The organism is Achromobacter deleyi (assembly GCF_902859705.1).
In the GTDB taxonomy this organism is placed as follows: domain Bacteria; phylum Pseudomonadota; class Gammaproteobacteria; order Burkholderiales; family Burkholderiaceae_B; genus Achromobacter; species Achromobacter deleyi.
Genome location: NZ_CADIJO010000002.1, coordinates 250,538 through 268,154, shown reverse-complemented (window position 1 = coordinate 268,154; position 17,617 = coordinate 250,538). Strand labels below are relative to the sequence as shown.

Here is a 17,617-nt window from a genome sequence, read left to right as displayed (position 1 = left end):
TTGGGGGCCACAGCCGTTCCCGGCCTGTGGCGCATGCTCTTCCCCGTCGCCTCACGCGGCTGCACCTATCTGACCCCGGATATCCGCCATGGCTGATCCGCTTCGTCTGCAGGCTCTGATACAGGATTGCGCGCGCGGCCAGGAATCCGCGCTGGCCGAACTCTATCGCCAAACGTCCCCGCATCTGTTTGCGCTTGCCGTACGTATATTGCGACGAAGCGACTGGGCGGAAGAAGTCCTCCAGGACAGCTTCATCAATATCTGGCGCAATGCCGCCCGCTATTCTTCGGAACAGAGCCAAGTCATGACCTGGATGACCCGCATCGTGCGCAACCGCTGTATCGACCTGCTGCGCAGGCCGGACCTGGAGCGCCCGGACGCCGACGGCGAATTGACGCTGGCGTGGGCGGACGACGCCCCCGGGCCGTTCGAACGGCTGCAAACGGACCAGGACGCCCGCCGCCTGGCCGACTGCCTGAAGCAACTCGAAGGTCAGCAACGCGCCGCCATCGCGCTGTCCTTCTTCGATGACCTGAGCCATAGCGAGATCGCCCAGCGCATGCAGACGCCGCTGGGCACGATCAAGAGCTGGGTGCGCCGCGGCATGGAACGGCTCAAGAGGTGCCTGTCATGAACTACCGCGATCCGCAGTTACGCGCCCGCCTGGCGGCCGACTACGTGGCCGGCGCCATGCGCGGCGGCGCCCGTCGCCGTTTCGAGGGGCTGATGGCGGCCGACGCCAACCTGCGCCGCCAGGTGCGCGAGTGGGAAAACGACATCTATCCGCTGCTCTGGTCACTGCCGGCCAAGACGCCGCCCGGCCGCGTCTGGCGCGCGATCGAAGCGCGCCTGCGCCCCGGCGCCGGGCCGTGGTGGCAAGGCCTGGCGTTCTGGCGCGTGGCCAGCGGCGCGCTGGCGGCTCTGCTGGTGGCCGGCGTGGTCTTCTACCCCATGCAGGTCGACCGCGCCGCGCGGGCCCAACTCATGGCCGTGCTGCAAAGCCCCGAAGCGCAGGCCATGCTGGTGGTGCGCGCCGACGAAGCCGGCGGCCTGCACATCCATGCCTTGCAGAACCTGGCGACGCGTGCGGGCGACAAGGCCCTGGAACTCTGGGCCATTCCGCCCGGCCAGGCGCCGCAGTCGGTCGGCCTGGTGTCGCCCGACGGCCTGACGGCGCTGCGGCGCGCGCAGGGCCTGGCCGGCGTGCAGCAACTGGCCATCACGCTGGAACCGCCGGGCGGCTCCCCCACCGGCAAGCCCACCGGCCCCATCATCATGAGCGGCGACGTGCTGAAGATCTAGGCTGCATCCAGTACGGGCCGCGGCCCGTATAGAGGGGTGTCCCCGTTGCGGAGCACCCCATGTCTTCCTGGATCGGCCCCGGCCCGCGTGGCCTCTTTGAAATCCTGCTGGTCGCCGGCCTGGCGCTGGGCCTGCTGGCCGCCTGCTCCCCCCTGACACTGCTGAACGGCGCCATTCCCGACGGCGCCAGCCAGGCCACGCAGGGGCTGGCCTATGGCACGCTGCCGCGCCAGCGCCTGGATATCTACGCGCCGCCCAATGCCGCCCATGCCCCGGTGGTGGTGTTCTTCTACGGCGGCAGCTGGCGCAGCGGCGAACGGGCCGACTATCGCTTCGCGGGCGACGCGCTGGCATCGCGCGGCATCGTCGCCGTGATCGCCGATTACCGCCTGTACCCCGAAGCCCGCTACCCCGCCTTTCTGCAGGACGCCGCGCAAGTGGTGGCCTGGACCCAGCAGCACATCGGCGCCTATGGCGGCGACCCGCGGCGGGTCTTCGTGGCCGGCCACAGCGCGGGCGGCTACATCGCCGCCATGTTGGCGCTGGATGCGCGCTGGCTGCACGGCGCCGGCACCGCCCCCGCCACCCTGGCCGGCTGGATCGGCCTGGCCGGCCCGTATGACTTCCTGCCCATCGTCGCGCGCGACGTACGGCCGGTGTTCCTGTTTCCCGATACGCCGCCCGACTCGCAACCGATCCATCACGTCAGCGCCGCCGCGCCGCCGGGACTGCTGCTGGCCGGCGCGGCCGACAGCACGGTCGACCCGCAGCGCAACAGCGTCAGCCTGGCGCTCGCGCTGCGCGCGGCCGGGGCCTGCGCCCGCCTCGTCGAATACCCCGACCTGGGCCACAAGCTGCTGGTCGGGGCCTTGTCGCGGCCGCTGCGCTGGCGCGCGCCGGTGCTGGACGACGTCAGCGCGTTCGTGGCCGCCCCCTGCGCGGCGCAAGGGGAATGACCATGCGTCTGCTGCTCGTGTTGGTATTGCTGTCGGCGCCCTGGGCCGCCCAGGCGCAGAACGAACATTACGTGGGCATCGCCTACGCCCCGCACGGCGGCGCCGAACGCTATCGCGAAGAACACTGGGTGGTACGCGACAACGCACAACAAGAACGGCTGGTGCTGTACCGCTGCCCCGACGGCGCGGCCTTTGCACGCAAGTGGGTGCGCGGCGCCCTGGATGACCCGGCCCCCGATTTTGCGCTGTTCGACCAGCGCGAGGGTTACCGCGAAGGCGCCAGCCTGCGCAATGGCGAGCGCTACGTCTACGTCCAGGCCCGCGCCGGGGCGACCATGCAAAGCCAGAAGCTGCCAGCTGCGCCAGACCCAGTGATAGACGCCGGCTTCGACGCCTGGCTGCGCCAGCATTGGGACGCGCCCACCGCCCCCTTGCAGTTCCTGCTGCCCAGCCGGCTGGCCTGGGTGCCGCTGGAAGTGCAGGCGCGCGACCTGCCCGACGCCCGCGAACGCACCTTCCGCCTGCGGCTGGATGCCTGGTACGGCTTTGCCGCGCCGCCGCTGCGCGTCACCTACGACCGCGACAGCCGCCGCCTGCGCCGCTTCGAAGGCGTGAGCAACCTGCGTGACGGCAACGGCGGCACGCAGACCGTGCGCATCGAATTCCCGCCGGAAGCGATCCTGCCCGCGCCCACCAGGCAGGACCTGGACGCCGCGTCCGCCACGCCGCTGACGGGCCGGTGCGACTAGGGCAAGCCAGCCCAGGGTTTACCCCAATGCATCCGCGGCACCGCCGCGCCCGTATATCCCGGCAAGGCTCGAACAGGACACGATGATGCGCCCCGAATTCACTGGCTGGACCGCCTCGATACGCCGCTGGGTAGATACCCAGGCCCAGGGCGTGCCCGCGGGCAACCCCGACCGCATCGACTGGGCGCGGGCCCTGCCCTTTGCGCTGCTGCACCTGGGCTGCCTGGGCGCGCTGTGGACCGGTGTGTCGCCGGTGGCGCTGGCCGTCGCCGTGGCGCTGTACGCAGTGCGCATGTTCGCCCTGACCGGCTTCTACCACCGCTATTTCTCGCACCGCACATTTCGCACGTCACGCGGCATGCAGCTGGTGTTTGCCATCCTGGGCGCGTCGTGCGCCCAGCGCGGCCCGCTGTGGTGGGCGGCGCACCATCGCCACCACCACCGCCATGCCGATGACGAGCAGGACCTGCATTCGCCCGCCCGCCACGGCTTCTGGTGGAGCCACATGGGTTGGTTCCTGACGCCGCGCGCCTTCGCCACCGACCTGGCCCGCGTGCCGGACCTGCGCCGCTATCCCGAACTGCGCTGGCTGGACCGTTTCGACGCCGCCGTGCCCATCGCCCTGGCGCTGCTGTGCTACGGCCTGGGCGCACTGCTCGAACGCGTGGCGCCCGGCCTGGGCACCACCGGACCGCAGATGCTGGTGTGGGGGTTCGTCATCTCGACGGTGGCGCTGTTTCACGCCACGGTCACCATCAATTCGCTGGCGCACCGTTACGGCAAGCGCCGCTACGACACCGCCGACGACAGCCGCAACAACGCCTGGCTGGCGCTGCTGACCTTCGGCGAAGGCTGGCACAACAACCATCACTTCTACCCCGGCTCGGCCCGCCAGGGGTTTCGCGCCCGCGAAATCGACATCACCTGGTACGGCCTGCGCCTCTTGGCGGCCACCGGCCTGATCTGGGACCTGAAAGCCGTGCCGGCCTGGGTGCTGGCGCGCGCCAAGGAGTAATCATGCGCATCGCCATCATCGGCTCGGGCATCTCGGGGCTGGTCTGCGCCTGGAAGCTGGGGCGCGATCACGACGTGACCCTGTACGAGGCCAACGACTACCTGGGCGGCCACACGCACACCCACACGGTCGAACAGGACGGCAAGACCTTCGCGGTGGACAGCGGCTTCATCGTGCACAACCCGGTGAACTATCCACACTTCACGGCCCTGCTGGACGAGCTGGGCGTGGCCTCGCAGCCCACCACCATGAGCTTCTCGGTGCACAAGGCGGACGGCGGCCTGGAATACAACGCAACCACGCTGGACACGCTGTTCTGCCAACGGCGCAATCTGCTGTCGCCGCGCTTTCTGGGCATGGTGCGCGACCTGATGCGCTTTTATCGCGAAGCGCCTGCATTGCTGGCCAGCCAGGACTCCGGCCCCACGCTGGGCGACTACCTGGAACAGCACCGCTACGGCAGCGCCTTTTGCAGCGACCACCTGATCCCGATGGCGTCGGCGCTGTGGTCGGCGCCCGCGGCTCGCATTCTGGACTTTCCGGCGCGCTACCTGGTGCAGTTCATGGCCAACCACCAGATGCTGCAGATCAGCCAGCGGCCCGAATGGCGTGTGGTGCAAGGCGGTTCCAGCCGGTATATCCGCGCGCTGCGCGAACGCTGGAATGTGCTGGTACGCCTGAACTGCCCGGTGCATGCCGTGACGCGCCAGGCCGGCGGCGTGGTGGTGACCTCCTGCGATGGCCAGCCGCACTACGACGAAGTCATCTTCGCCTGCCACAGCGACCAGGCCCTGAAACTGCTGGCCGACCCGACGCCGGCCGAACGCCAGGTGCTGGGCGCCATCCCCTACCAACACAACGACGTCGTGCTGCACACGGATGCCCGCCTGCTGCCGCGCCGCCGCAAGGCCTGGGCCGCCTGGAACGCCTATGTGCCGGCCGACCCGTCGGCGCCCTGCTCGGTCAGCTACTGCATGAACCTGCTGCAGGGCCTGTCGTCGCGCCTGCCGTTCATCGTGACGCTTAACCGCAGCGAGGCCATCGACCCCGCGCACGTGCTGGCCCGCATGCGGTATCACCATCCCGTCTACACGCTGGAATCGGTGGCCGCGCAGACGCGCCGCGACGAGATATCCGGCCCGCATCGCTGCTGGTACGCCGGCGCCTACTGGGGCTGGGGTTTCCATGAAGACGGCGTGGCCAGCGCGCTCGATGTCGTGCGCGGCATCCAGTCGCGCGCAGCGCCCCTGACCCTGGCGGCCGCATGATGAACTACCACAGCGCCGTCTATGAAGGTCGCGTGACGCACCAGCGCCACCTGCCGCACGCGCACGGTTTCAGCTACCGCATGGCGCAGCTGTACCTGGACCTGGACGAGATCGACCAGGTCTTCGAGCACCGCTGGCTGTGGTCGGCCCGCCGGCCCAACCTGGTCGAGTGGCGGCGCAGCGATTACCTGGATGGCGATACGGGCGTGCCGCTGGCGCAAGCCGTGCGCGCCCGCCTGCGCACCGCGCTGGGCGAAGCGCCCACCGGCCCGATCCGGCTGCTGGCGCATCCGCGTTATGCCGGCTACGTCTTCAACCCGGTCAGCTTCTACTACTGCTTCGAGGCAGACGGCGTGACGCTGGCTGCCATCGTCGCCGAAATCACCAATACCCCCTGGAAGCAGCGCCACTGCATCGTGCTGCCGGCGGCCACCGCCGAACGCCACGGCCTGTCGCTGGCCTGGCAGTTCGACAAGCGCTTCCATGTGTCGCCCTTCATGCCGATGGACTGCGCCTACGACTGGCGCTTCAGCCCGCCCGGCGACGACCTGCGCGTGCACATGCGCGTCAGCCGCCACGACCAGGTCCAGTTCGATGCCCACCTGGCCTTGCAACGCCGCGAGCTCGACAGCGCCGCGCTGGCGCGGCTGCTGTGGCGCTTTCCGCTGATGACGCTGCAGGTGATCGGCGGCATCCATTGGCAGGCGCTGCGCCTGTGGCTCAAGCGCAATCCCATCCACGACCATCCCCGCACGCCCAACGGAGAACCGCAATGAAAGCCATGACGCCATCCGAACACGCCGCGGTCGCGGCAAGCCGCCCGGCCGGCGCGCTGGACCGCCTGCTGCGCAAACGCCTGTTCGCCAGCCTCGCGCAACTGGCCGGCGGCCGCCTGGCCATCGAAGACAGCCTGGGCAGCGCCACGCTGGGCCAGGGCTCGGCCGTGGTGCGCCTGACCATCCGCGACATGGCCTTCTACCGGCTGGTAGCCACGCAAGGCAGCGTGGGCGCCGGTGAAGCGTTTGGCGACGGCATGTGGACGTGCGATGACCTGGTCGGCCTGGTGCGCCTGCTGGTGCGCAACCGCGATACGCTGGACGGCATGGAATCGGGCCTGGCGCGGCTGGCCGGCTGGGCGCTCAAGCGCTGGCACGCCGCCAACCGCAATACCCCCGAAGGCAGCCGCCGCAACATCGCCGCGCACTACGACCTGGGCAACGACTTCTTCTCGCTGTTCCTGTCGCCCGACCTGATGTATTCGTCGGCGCTGTGGGCCGACGCCGACGACACGCTGGAAGAGGCCTCGCAGCGCAAGCTGGCCGTCATCTGCCGCAAGCTCGACTTGCAGGCCGGCGACCGCGTGGTGGAAATCGGCAGCGGCTGGGGCGGCTTTGCCATGTACGCCGCGCGCCACCATGGCTGCCACGTCACCACCGCCACCATCTCGCGCGAGCAGCACGACCTGGCCACCGCCCGCGTGCGCGCCGCCGGCCTGCAGGACCGCGTCGACGTGGTGCTGCAAGACTACCGCGACCTGCAAGGCCAGTACGACAAGGTCGTGTCCATCGAGATGATCGAGGCCATCGGCGCGCAGTACCTGGAAACCTATTTCGGCAAGGTCGCCAGCCTGCTGGCCCCGCGGGGCCGCGCGCTGATCCAGGCCATCACCATTGAAGACCACCGCTACCAGCAGGCGCTGGGCTCGGTGGATTTCATCAAGCGCCACATCTTCCCGGGCAGCTTCATTCCATCCATCGACGCCATGCTGCGCGCCAAGACCCGCGCCTGCGACCTGGCGCTGGTGCACCTGGAGGACTTCGGCCATTCCTATGCCCTGACCTTGCAGGCCTGGCGCGAACGCTTCCTGGCGCACCTGCCCGAAGTGCGGGCGCAGGGCTTTGACGCGCGCTTTTGCCGCCTGTGGGAGTTCTACCTGGCCTATTGCGAAGGCGGCTTTCGCGAGCGTTCCATCGGCGTCTCGCACCTGCTGCTGACGCACCCCGGCGCGCGCAGCGCCGGTGAACGCTGGGTTCAAGGGGACGCGTGATGCGCTTCTGGGCCAACCTGCTCGGCTACCAGGCAGTCTGGTTCAGCGCCGTCATCGGCGCTGGCCGCGGCCTGGCCTGGCCGGGCGTGGTGGCCGCGCTGCTGTTCGTGGCGGCGCAGCTAGTCTGGTCGCGCACCTGGCAGGCCGACGTGAAGCTGGCGCTGGCCGCGCTGCTGTGCGGCTGCCTGCTGGACGGCAGCCTGTCGGCGCTGGGCTGGTCTGTCTATGCCGCCAGCGCCTGGCCTGCGCCGCTGTGGATCCTGGCGCTGTGGGCCGCCTTTGCCCTGACCTTGAACCATTCCCTGGCCTACCTGCGCCCGCGCCCCTGGCTGGCCTGCGCGTTCGGCGCCCTCGGCGGGCCCCTGGCCTACTGGGGCGCGGCGCGCGGCTGGCAGGCCGTGCAGTTCGATGCACCCGCCTGGCGCGCCACGGCCGCACTGGCGCTGGGCTGGGGCCTGATCCTGCCCGCGCTGACTTCCCGCGCCTGGCGCTGGACAAGGGGGGCAACATGAGTCCCTGGCATCAATGGCTGGTGATTGCCGCCGGCATGATCGTCGCGATGGCACTGGCCTGGCGCTGGCAGCGCCGCCATGCCAATGCCGGCATCGTCGACGTGGTCTGGGCGCTGGGCATGGGCGCCAGCGCCGTGCTCGTCGCCGCCACCGGCACGGGCGCCGCCTTGCCGCGCGCATGCCTGGCCATCATGGCAGGCGTCTGGTCGCTGCGCCTGGCGTCGCATCTGTGGCGCCGCGTGCGGCAGGAAGAAGACGGACGCTATCGCGCCCTGCGCGAGCGCTGGCATGGCCACCAGGGCAAGTTCTTCGGCCTGTTCATGTTCCAGGCGGGCCTGGTGATGCTGTTCTGCCTGCCATTCCTGGCGGTGGGCGTCAGCCCGGCGCAGGGCGGCGCGGTTGCGCTGGGCGTGGCGATCTGGCTGGCCGCGCTGACCGGCGAAGTCATCGCCGACCGGCAGCTGGACCGCTTTCGCGACGACCCCGCGCATCGCGGCCAGACCTGCCGCGCCGGCCTGTGGCGCTTTTCGCGCCACCCCAACTATTTCTTTGAATGGTGCCATTGGTTCGGCTACGTGGCGCTGGCCTGGGGCTCGCCCCTGGCCGGGCTGGCGTGGCTGGGCCCGGTGCTGATGTTCGTGTTCCTGCGCTGGATCAGCGGCATTCCCTTCACCGAACAGCAGGCCCTGCGCACCCGCGGCGACGACTACCGCGACTACCAGCGCCGCACTTCGGCCTTCTTCCCGTGGTTTCCCAAATTCTGACGAGGCTCGCCATGACGACCGCCACCCTGCAAGACGCCCTGCTCGCCGCCGACCGCCCCGCTCCCGGCCTGCTGGGCCTGGCCGAACGCGGCCTGGTGCCCGACGCGCTGCTGCGCCTGGGCATCCGCCGCCTGTGCGCCCAACGCCTGGCCGCCGAATACGCCGGCGGCATCGACGCCTGGACCGCGCGCGACCAGCAACTGATCGCACGCCTGCGCACCAGCCCCGTCGCCATCCACACCGACGCCGCCAACGCCCAGCACTACGAACTGCCCACCGCCTTCTTCCAGCTGTGCCTGGGCGCCCGCATGAAATATTCCGGCTGCTACTACCCCACCGGCGCCGAAACGCTGGATGAAGCCGAAGCCGCCATGCTGCGCCTGTACTGCGAACGCGCCGAACTGGCCGATGGCCAGGACATCCTGGAGCTGGGCTGCGGCTGGGGCTCGCTGACGCTGTGGATGGCCGAGCACTACCCCAACGCCCGCATCACCGCCGTGTCGAACTCGGCCACCCAGCGCCAGCACATCGAAGCGCGCTGCCGCGAACGCGGCTGGCAGCACGTGCGCGTCATCACCTGCGACGTCAACGTGCTGGCGCTGCCCGCCAGCACCTACGACCGTTGCGTGTCGGTGGAAATGTTCGAGCACATGCGCAACTACCAGGACCTGATGGCCCGCATCGGACAATGGCTGCGACCCGGCGGCAAACTGTTCGTGCACATCTTCGCCCACCGCGAACGCGCCTATCCGTTCGAGACCGAAGGCGCCGACAACTGGATGGGCCGGCATTTCTTCACCGGCGGCATCATGCCCGCCGCCGACACGCTGCTGCACTTCCAGCGCGACCTGCAACTGGAAGAAAAGTGGTTCGTGGACGGCACCCACTACGAACGCACGGCCAACCACTGGCTGGCCAACCAGGATGCCCAGGCCGCCACCGCCCGCGCCGTGCTGACCCAGGCCTATGGCCCGCGCCTGGCCGACCTGTGGCACCAGCGCTGGCGCATGTTCTGGATGGCCTGCGCCGAGCTGTTCGGCTACGAGGCAGGCCAGCAATGGGGCGTGGGCCACTACCGGTTCACGCGGCCTTGAGGAGACGACCATGTTGCGCGCCCTGTCCGCCGCCCTGGCAGCCATCCTGACCGGCTGCGCCGCGCCGCCGCCCATGCCGCCGGTCAGCCATGTGGACCTGGACCGCTTCATGGGCGATTGGTACGTCATCGCCCATATCCCCAGCTGGCCCGAACGCCACGCCTACGACGCCGTGGAAAGCTACCGCCGCTTGCCCGACGGCCGCATCCAGACCGACTTTCGCTACCGCAAAGGCAGCTTCGAGGCCGACGTCAGCACGATGCACCCCGTGGCCACCGTCAGGCCGGATACCGGCAACGCGGTGTGGGGCATGCAGTTCATCTGGCCGATCCAGGCGGAATACGTCATTGCCTACCTGGACGATGCCTACCAGACCACCATCATCGGCCGCTCCAAGCGCGACTATGTGTGGATCATGGCGCGCGTGCCGTGCCTGAGCGACGAGGCCTACGCGGCGCTGGCCGCCAAGGTCACCGAACTGGGCTACACCGAAAGCCTGCGCAAGGTGCCGCAGCCCTGCGGCAAATAGGCCGACGCGCCGGCTGACAGCCTCCACGCAATCTTCACGAAAAATTTAGATTTGCGTGAAAGTCCCGGTACGGCTGCGCTCTTATGCTGTGGCAAACGCGGCGGCATCCTCGCGGATGCCGGCGTCCCGCAAGCCATAACCTTCGATCACAAGCCGGACCGATCATGCTGCTGCTTCTCCTTGCCTACCTGGGCGGCGTGCTGACCATCGTCAGCCCCTGCATCCTTCCCGTCCTGCCCTTCGTCTTCTCGCGCGCCGGCCAGTCCTTCGTGCGCAGCGGGCTGCCACTGCTGGCGGGCATGGCCGTCACCTTTGCCCTGGTGGCCTCGCTGGCGGCCGTGGGCGGCGGCTGGGTCGTGGCCGCCAACCAATATGGCCGCTGGCTGGCCCTGGCGCTGGTCGTCATCTTCGGGCTGACGCTGCTGTTTCCGCGCCTGGCCGAACGGCTGACGCATCCCCTGGTCAATGCCGGCAACCGCCTGACCAGCGCGGCAGGCAACGAGGCCGAACCGCACCCCAGGACCTCATTCCTGCTGGGCATCGCCACCGGCCTGCTGTGGGCGCCCTGCGCCGGGCCGATCCTGGGCTTGGTGCTGACCGGCGCCGCCCTGCAAGGCGCCAGCCTCAGCACCAGCTTGCTGCTGCTGGCCTACGCGCTGGGCGCCGCCACGTCGCTGGCCTGCGCGCTGTTGCTGGGCGGCAAAGTCTTCGCCGCCATGAAGCGTTCGCTGGGCGCGGGCGAATGGATCCGGCGCGGCCTGGGCGTGTTGATGCTGGCCGGCGCCGCAGCCATCGCCCTGGGCTGGGACACCGGCGTGCTGACGCAACTGTCCACCGCGTCCACCGGCAATCTCGAACAGGCCCTGATCGGCCGCCTGGGCGCCGCCCCCGATTCCGCTGCGCCCCGCACCACGGCAAGCACCGGCGATACGCTGCCCGTCGAAGGCACGCTCCCGTCGCTGGATGGCGCAGTGCAATGGTTGAACTCGCCGCCCTTGTCGGCCGAACAGCTGCGCGGCAAGGTCGTGCTGGTCGACTTCTGGACGTACTCGTGCATCAACTGCCTGCGCGCCTTGCCCTACGTCGAGGCCTGGGCGCAGAAGTATCGCGACCAGGGCCTGGTGGTCATCGGCGTGCACGCCCCCGAATTCGCCTTCGAACGCGACATCGGCAACGTCACGCGCGCTGCCAAGCAGCTGGGCGTGACCTACCCAGTCGCCATCGACAACAACTACGCCATCTGGAAGGCTTTCGGCAACCAATACTGGCCGGCGCACTACTTCATCGACGCGCAAGGTCGCATCCGCTATCACCACTTCGGCGAAGGCGAATACGACCAATCCGAACGCGTGATCCAGCAGCTGCTGCGCGAAGCCGGCGCCTCCAACGTGGATGCGGGCCTGGCGACCGTGCAGGCGCAAGGCGTCCAGGCATCGGCCGATTCGGCCGAGGTCCGTTCACCGGAAACCTACCTGGGTTACGACCGCGCCGAAGGTTTCGCAACCCGCGACAAGTTCGTCGCTGACACGCCGGTCGCCTACACCGCGCCGGCCGAACTGGCCCTGAACCACTGGGCGCTGGACGGCGCCTGGCGCATCGGCGCCGAACGCTCGACGCTGGCCCAAGGCACCGGCCGCCTCGTCTACCGCTTCCACGCCCGCGACCTGCACCTGGTGCTGGGCCCCGACGCCGACGGCAAGCCGGTGCGCTTCAAGATCACCATCGACGGCAAGCCGCCCGGCAACGACCACGGCATGGATGTCACCGCCGATGGCACCGGAACCGTGACCGAGCAGCGTCTATACCAGCTGGTCCGCCAACAGGATGCGTCGGCCGACCACACCTTCGCCATTGAGTTCCTGGACCCGGGAGTGTCGGCGTATGCGTTTACGTTTGGTTGATGGCGGGCCCCGCCTCGCCTTCCACCCGAAAAAACAACGGATGCAGGCCGGCCTTGCCCATGTCCAGGAATTCGAACGCCACGCGCTGCCCGGGCGGCACGGGGTCGCCGCCGTACGACGTCTCGTACAGCACGCCGCCGATCCGGTAGTTGTGCACGATGAGCGGTGTGGACGTGCCGTGCCGCAGGCGGTAGACCAGGCTTTCCTCGACGACGCCGCGCACGCCGTGCTTATAGACCGCCCGCTTGAGCCGGCGGCTGGGCGCCCCCAGGATCAGGCCCAGCACAAACAGGACCGGCACGGCCAGGATCAGGGGCCCGACGAACACGCTCGCGCCCAGCATGGCCAGGGCGGCCCAGTTGAACAGCTTGCGCAGCCACAACTCTTCCTGCCGCACTTCCTGGCGATCGGCGTCGCTCACGGCCTCGATGGCGAGGGTGGCCGCCGCGCTGCACGGATACTCTGCACGCAACAGCAGCGGCGGTCGTTCCGGCAGCAGCGTCAGCAGATGCAGGCGCACCGGCACGCCGATCAACCCCGCTGCAAGGGCGGGCCGGGCGCCGCGGCCCGTGTCGGCCACGACATCGTTCCACCGCGGCACAGCGACGTCCACGCGTTCGGCGCCGAAACCGTAGCTGACGCCTGGGCGTTCGGCAACGCCGAATGAAGTCGTCACGCCCGACACAATCTGCTTGGTCACACGTCCCCGCAACGCCAGGTTGACGCGCCGCCAGGACCGCGGCAGCCGCAGCAGGTAACGCGCACAGGACACGAGCAGCGCGAGGGTCGCGATCAGCATGCCCGCCAGCACCACGCCCGCCTGCCGGCGGATGCCGCTGTCGACCAGGCCCATGACGCAGGCGATGATCAGCGCGAGCAGCAGCCCGAGCATCAGGACATTCATCCCTGCCGCCAGCCCCTTGAAGCGGCCGGCCAATCGCAGCAGCCGCTTGTCTTCCTCGTCAAGCGGCGCGTTCTCGGTATGCAGGGACGCGCTCATCTACTTGCGCGACAGCGGCACGCCCCACACCGGATCCTGCATGCCCTGCTTGCCCAGCGGCGTGATCTGCATGGGGATCATCCGGGACAGCATCTCGCGCTGCGGGTCACTGATGTTGGTGCGCTGGGAAAAGAGCTTTTGCGCAAAGTCCATCGGCGCCGGCCAGGTGTAGACCGTCAGGTTTTCCAGCGGGCACTCGATCATCTTGGGATCGACCGCGCGGCATCCCGATTGCGTGTACTGGTAGCTGGGCGTCTTCATGTGCATGCGCTGGCTCAGCACCAGTTGGCCGCCCTTGAGCGTGAAGCTGGCCAGGGCCTGCTTGGGCGGAATGCGCGCTTGTACCTTGATGGAGGGAATGTCCCGGTACGCCGTGTCTTCGTAGTACCCCGCCTGCACGCCCGGCGTGGTTTCGGTGTATTGCTCTTCGCCCCAGGCCACGCATGCGCCCGAACCGCGGTGCACGGCGGTGCAGACCGTGCGCGTCTTCAGTTGGGACCCCGTGGACCCTTCATGCCAGTTGGTCTCTTTGTAGAACTCGCGGTACAGCTCGGGCGACAAATAAGCCGTGCCGTTGGCGCCTCGGCCCGAACCGACCGCGCCGCGCGGGGCGCCCACCTGGTCCAGCAAGGCATTGAGCTTGTAGTCGTCGCCGCCGGTCAGCAGGTACTTGCCGGGCGGCAGGATGTGCACCTCGAACGCCCTGAACAGATACGTTTCCGCCTTGTCCCGTTTCAGCGAGTTGTTCTGGAACTTGCGGCCGAACGTGATTCGCGGGTCCTTCTCGAACATCCAGACCGTGTTGCCCGTCCACTGCGTCATGGTCATGGCGTCTTTCAGCGTGGCGTGCGGCATCAGGTCGGCCACCAGCACCACGGCCATGTCGTCCTTGAGCGCCTCGTCGATCAGGTCCAGCAGCTGTCCGTAGCGCGGATCGTCCATGGTGCCTTCGCCGTTGGAATTCGGCAGGTTCACGCAGCCGGACAGCGCAAGCGTAAGCGCCAGGGCGGACAGGGCAAGGCGCGGGCGCGATGGCATCATGGTTCGGTCCTTGAAAGAAAGCTGAATGGAGCCGGCATACTACTGATTCGAGGTCGGATCGCAATAGCTCGCATGCCTGCTGAAACAATGGGCGAGGCGCGCTTGCGAGAGCAGGGCCAGGCGAATGCCGATAATTATTGTTGCGATTGTTGCTAATCCGGCCATCGCGCTACTTGCGACGAAAGCTCACCACCTTGCTGGTCAGCTTCTGCACTTCGTCGCCGTCCTGGTTAAACGTCACGCTTTCCACCAGCACGATGCCGCGGTCAGGTTTGCTGCGCGACGGCGTGATGGAAAGAATCGTGCTTTTCACATGCAGCGTATCGCCCGGGCGCGTCGGGCGGGCCCAGCTGATCTCGGCGCCGGCGCCGATCACGCCATCGGCCAGCGGCATGCTGTCGACCAGCAGGCGCATGGTGATGGCAACGGTATGCCAGCCGCTGGCCGCCAGCCCCTGGAACAGGGAATGGCGCGCCGCGTCTTCGTCCAGGTGGAACGGCTGCGGGTCGAATTCCGAGGCGAAGCGCCGCACCTGATCGACGTCCAGCTGGTGCGTCGCGCTGGTGAAGGTGTCGCCCACCGACAGGTCGTCCAGATACAGCGCCTTGGGGTTGCCGGGTGTTGCCATGAACCGTCTCCTTGCTTGCCTGAATGCATCTCGCGGATGCGTGCCGCATCGATTATTCAAGTAATCTACCCGGCGAACAAGCCGTTGGGCAGCCACGCCGCCCCAGCGCGCCAAGACTGCCTGCTGGCAGGGAATTTCCGTTATGACGACTCAAGACGACTGGATCCGGGTACGGCGCGACCCTGCGACGGGCATCGAGGTGGTGCATGCCCATTTCCGCGGGCACGCCTACGATCCCCACGACCACGACGAAATGCTGGTGGGCGTCACGCTGCAAGGCGTGCAGCAGTTTCAGTGCGCCAAGCGCATCGTCACCAGCACGGTGGGCAACGCCATGCTGATCGAGCCCGGCGCCGTGCACGACGGCCATGCCGGCAGCGAGCAGGGGTTCACATATTCGATGCTGTACCTGCCCCTGGCCTGGGTCGATGCCGCGATAGCGCGGCGCGAACGCAAGCCTGGCCGCCAGGCGTTTTCGATGTTTCGCGCGTCGCTGTCCAACGAGCCCGCGCTGATCAACGCCATCGTCACGGCCCTGCACAGTTTCGAACCGGACGACCCGCGCCTGGCGCGCGACGAGGCCCTGGATACGCTGATCGAGCACCTGGCCGCCGACCATGAGCGCCTGCTGGTCGCCCCCGCCCGCCCCTCGCCGTCGCGCGCACGCCGCGCCCAGGAATACATCGACGCCCATATGGCATGGGATCTCAGCATGGACCAGGTGGCCGAGCATTCCGGCATGGACCGCTACGCCCTGGCCCGGCAGTTCCGCCGCGAATTCGGCCTGGCCCCGCATGCCTACCTGGTGAACGCCCGGCTGCGGCGGGCGCGCGCGCTGCTGGCCCGCGGCATCGCCCCGGCCGAGGTCGCCGCCCAGGTCGGCTTTGCCGACCAGAGCCACCTGGGCCGCTGGTTCAAGCGGGCTTACCGGATCACCCCGGCGAAATACCTGCACTGCGCACAAACGTTCTAGACCCTCGCGGGGGCACTGCGCCACCATGGGCGCTTTTCCCCTAGCGGAGTCTTGACGTGTTTGATACCAAAGTTGCCATCATCGTCCGTAGCGACCTGGCCACGTGGCAGCGCCTGAACGTGGTGGCCTTCCTGTCCACCGGCCTGGCGTCCGCCGCGCCCGAGATGCTGGGCGCCCCCTACGTGGACGCCACGGGGCACCCCTACGCCAGTATGTCGGTGCAGCCGATCCTGGTGTTCGAAGGCGATCTGGCCGGCTTGCAGGGCGCGCACCGCACGGCGCGCGAACGCGAACTCACGGTCGTGCCCTTCATCCAGGCCATGTTCGCCACCGGCCACGACGAGGCCAACCGCGAGGTCTTTCGCGCCGAGGACGCCGCCAACATGAACCTGGTCGGCATCGCGGTGCGCGGGCCGAAGAAAGCGGTGGACAAGACGGTGAAGGGGCTGGCGCTGCATCCGTGACACCGCGCGCCATGACGGCATAATCGAGGACACGATTCATGCCATCACAAGGAGGCTCGCCCGCATGTCCATCATCCGTTCCTGGCGCACATTCATGGCGGCGGCCCTGCTGGCGGTCGCGGAAAGCGGCGCGGCAGCGCCGGGCGATACCGGCGCCGACCTGCTGCGAGCCGCGGCCGACGGCGACGCCACGCGGGTCAAGGCCCTGCTGGCGCAGGGTGCGCCACTGGAAGCGCGCGACAGCGAGGGCAACACGCCCCTGCTGCGCGCCACGCTGGCCAACCACGAGGCCGCGGCCACCGTGTTGATGGACGCGGGCGCCGACGTCAACGCCAAGAACCACATGCAGGACAGCGCCTATCTCTATGCCGGCGCGCGCGGCCACAACGGAATCCTGGCGCAGACGCTGCGCCATGGCGCCGACCTGCGCAGCACCAACCGCTATGGCGGCACCGCGCTGATCCCGGCGTGCGAGCGTGGCCTGGTCGACACCGTGCGGCTATTGCTGCAAGCCGGCGTCGACCCCGATCATGTCAATCGGCTGGGGTGGACGGGGTTGCTGGAAGCCATCATCCTGAGCGACGGCGGGCCGGATCACCAGGCGGTCGTCGCGCAGTTGATCCAGGCCGGGGCCAACGTGAACCTGGCCGATGGCGAGGGACGCAGCCCGCTATGGCATGCCCGCCAGCGCGGGCAGGACGCGATCGTCAAACAGCTGCAAGCCGCTGGCGCCCGCTGAGCGCCGTGAAGAAAAGTTGCAAGTTGGCCGGGCCGGCGCGCTAGGCGACCAGCACCGCGGGGCCGTTGGCCGCCTGGCTGGCGGCGCTGGCCAGCAGGTCCGGGCGCGCGCGATGAAGCGACGGCGCCGCGGTTTCCGGCAGCAGGCGGCGCACAGCCGCCAGCACGTCCAGCGGCTCGGCCGGCTTGCGCATCACCGTCGCCCGATCACCGCACGCCGCGGCAATCTCATATTCGGGACGGCCGCTCAGCACCAGTACCGGCGTCTCGCTCAGATAGGCGTTCTCGCGCATGGCGGTCAGTAAAGCGCCGCCATCCATGCCGGGCATCGAGAAATCGGTGATGACCAGATCCGGACGCAGGCTCAGCATCTGCTGCAACGCCGTCAGGCCGTCGGTATGCGTCGTGACGGCATAGCCTTCGCCGGTGAGGAATTCGCCCATCAGGGCGACAAGGGTGGGCTGGTCGTCGACCAGGAGGATTTTTTTCATGATGGTTCTGTGGCCGGCACTGCCGCGATGGCACGTCTGGGCGTCCTGGCGGCAGGCACTAGAGATTGGTGAGGCGTGAATGGGCGAATGCTAGGTCACGCATGTCGTTCATGTGTGTCGTAATTGTATCCGGACGAAACACCCG

20 protein-coding genes are annotated in these 17,617 nt (G+C 68.6%); 16 read left to right on the top strand and 4 right to left on the bottom strand.

Features of this window, described 5'->3' with window-relative positions; genetic code table 11:
* The first annotated feature begins 88 nt into the window (after positions 1-88).
* From HV798_RS03700 to HV798_RS03640, 13 genes are all read left to right on the top strand, one after another.
* On the top strand, positions 89-634 hold the full coding sequence (locus HV798_RS03700) for an RNA polymerase sigma factor (protein ID WP_025141280.1): 546 nt from the start codon (positions 89-91) through the stop codon (positions 632-634).
* Positions 631-1,302 carry an anti-sigma factor gene (locus HV798_RS03695; protein WP_175191315.1) on the top strand — a complete coding sequence of 224 codons (672 nt, stop codon included), beginning with the start codon at positions 631-633 and terminating at the stop codon, positions 1,300-1,302. The genes HV798_RS03700 and HV798_RS03695 overlap by 4 nt, the downstream gene beginning before the upstream one ends.
* 59 nt (positions 1,303-1,361) lie before the next feature.
* Positions 1,362-2,258, top strand: a complete 897-nt coding sequence (locus HV798_RS03690) for an alpha/beta hydrolase (protein WP_175191316.1) — start codon at positions 1,362-1,364, stop codon at positions 2,256-2,258.
* A 2-nt stretch (positions 2,259-2,260) separates the two neighbouring features.
* Positions 2,261-3,007, top strand: coding sequence for a hypothetical protein (locus tag HV798_RS03685; protein ID WP_175191317.1), 747 nt, complete (start codon positions 2,261-2,263; stop codon positions 3,005-3,007).
* Between the two features lie 82 nt (positions 3,008-3,089).
* Complete coding sequence (locus HV798_RS03680) at positions 3,090-4,022, top strand: acyl-CoA desaturase (protein WP_051593742.1); 933 nt, start codon at positions 3,090-3,092, stop codon at positions 4,020-4,022.
* A 2-nt stretch (positions 4,023-4,024) separates the two neighbouring features.
* Positions 4,025-5,290: an NAD(P)/FAD-dependent oxidoreductase gene (locus HV798_RS03675; protein ID WP_175191318.1), complete on the top strand. Its 1,266-nt coding sequence runs from the start codon at positions 4,025-4,027 to the stop codon at positions 5,288-5,290.
* On the top strand, positions 5,287-6,066 hold the full coding sequence (locus HV798_RS03670; RefSeq protein ID WP_246288562.1) for a DUF1365 domain-containing protein: 780 nt from the start codon (positions 5,287-5,289) through the stop codon (positions 6,064-6,066). The genes HV798_RS03675 and HV798_RS03670 overlap by 4 nt, the downstream gene beginning before the upstream one ends.
* Positions 6,063-7,337: an SAM-dependent methyltransferase gene (locus HV798_RS03665; protein WP_175191319.1), complete on the top strand. Its 1,275-nt coding sequence runs from the start codon at positions 6,063-6,065 to the stop codon at positions 7,335-7,337. Before HV798_RS03670 ends, HV798_RS03665 begins: the two co-directional genes overlap by 4 nt.
* Entirely contained in the window at positions 7,337-7,849 is a 513-nt protein-coding gene (locus HV798_RS03660) for a DUF2878 domain-containing protein (protein ID WP_175191495.1), read from the top strand. Before HV798_RS03665 ends, HV798_RS03660 begins: the two co-directional genes overlap by 1 nt.
* Positions 7,846-8,613 (top strand): DUF1295 domain-containing protein, encoded by a 768-nt coding sequence (locus tag HV798_RS03655; protein WP_175191320.1) that lies wholly within the window; start codon positions 7,846-7,848, stop codon positions 8,611-8,613. Before HV798_RS03660 ends, HV798_RS03655 begins: the two co-directional genes overlap by 4 nt.
* An 11-nt stretch (positions 8,614-8,624) precedes the next feature.
* Positions 8,625-9,707, top strand: coding sequence for an SAM-dependent methyltransferase (locus tag HV798_RS03650; RefSeq protein WP_175191321.1), 1,083 nt, complete (start codon positions 8,625-8,627; stop codon positions 9,705-9,707).
* Between the two features lie 10 nt (positions 9,708-9,717).
* Positions 9,718-10,236, top strand: a complete 519-nt coding sequence (locus HV798_RS03645; protein ID WP_175191322.1) for a lipocalin family protein — start codon at positions 9,718-9,720, stop codon at positions 10,234-10,236.
* Positions 10,237-10,400: 164 nt separating this feature from the next.
* Complete coding sequence (locus HV798_RS03640) at positions 10,401-12,137, top strand: cytochrome c biogenesis protein DipZ (protein WP_175191323.1); 1,737 nt, start codon at positions 10,401-10,403, stop codon at positions 12,135-12,137.
* Here the strand turns inward: HV798_RS03640 and HV798_RS03635 are convergent.
* The 3 genes from HV798_RS03635 to HV798_RS03625 form a co-directional block, all read right to left on the bottom strand.
* A complete protein-coding gene (locus tag HV798_RS03635) occupies positions 12,124-13,137 on the bottom strand; it encodes a hypothetical protein (protein WP_175191324.1) in 1,014 nt (337 codons plus the stop codon). The genes HV798_RS03640 and HV798_RS03635 overlap by 14 nt on opposite strands.
* The gene (locus HV798_RS03630; RefSeq protein WP_175191325.1) at positions 13,138-14,178 is read right to left on the bottom strand and encodes a hypothetical protein; all 1,041 of its coding nucleotides are present in this window, start codon (positions 14,176-14,178) and stop codon (positions 13,138-13,140) included.
* 169 nt (positions 14,179-14,347) lie between these two features.
* Positions 14,348-14,806, bottom strand: a complete 459-nt coding sequence (locus HV798_RS03625; RefSeq protein ID WP_175191326.1) for a MaoC family dehydratase — start codon at positions 14,804-14,806, stop codon at positions 14,348-14,350.
* Positions 14,807-14,948: 142 nt separating this feature from the next.
* Here HV798_RS03625 and HV798_RS03620 point away from each other — a divergent pair, with 142 nt between their 5' ends.
* The 3 genes from HV798_RS03620 (at position 14,949) to HV798_RS03610 (ending at position 16,982) form a co-directional block, all read left to right on the top strand.
* Positions 14,949-15,779: an AraC family transcriptional regulator gene (locus tag HV798_RS03620; RefSeq protein WP_175191327.1), complete on the top strand. Its 831-nt coding sequence runs from the start codon at positions 14,949-14,951 to the stop codon at positions 15,777-15,779.
* Positions 15,780-15,835: 56 nt separating this feature from the next.
* Positions 15,836-16,243 (top strand): DUF2000 domain-containing protein, encoded by a 408-nt coding sequence (locus tag HV798_RS03615; RefSeq protein WP_175191328.1) that lies wholly within the window; start codon positions 15,836-15,838, stop codon positions 16,241-16,243.
* 64 nt (positions 16,244-16,307) lie between these two features.
* Positions 16,308-16,982 (top strand): ankyrin repeat domain-containing protein, encoded by a 675-nt coding sequence (locus tag HV798_RS03610; protein ID WP_175191329.1) that lies wholly within the window; start codon positions 16,308-16,310, stop codon positions 16,980-16,982.
* A 40-nt stretch (positions 16,983-17,022) separates the two neighbouring features.
* On the opposite strand, the gene HV798_RS03605 is transcribed toward HV798_RS03610, so the two are convergent.
* Positions 17,023-17,472 (bottom strand): response regulator, encoded by a 450-nt coding sequence (locus HV798_RS03605; RefSeq protein WP_246288561.1) that lies wholly within the window; start codon positions 17,470-17,472, stop codon positions 17,023-17,025.
* Positions 17,473-17,617: the final 145 nt, after the last annotated feature.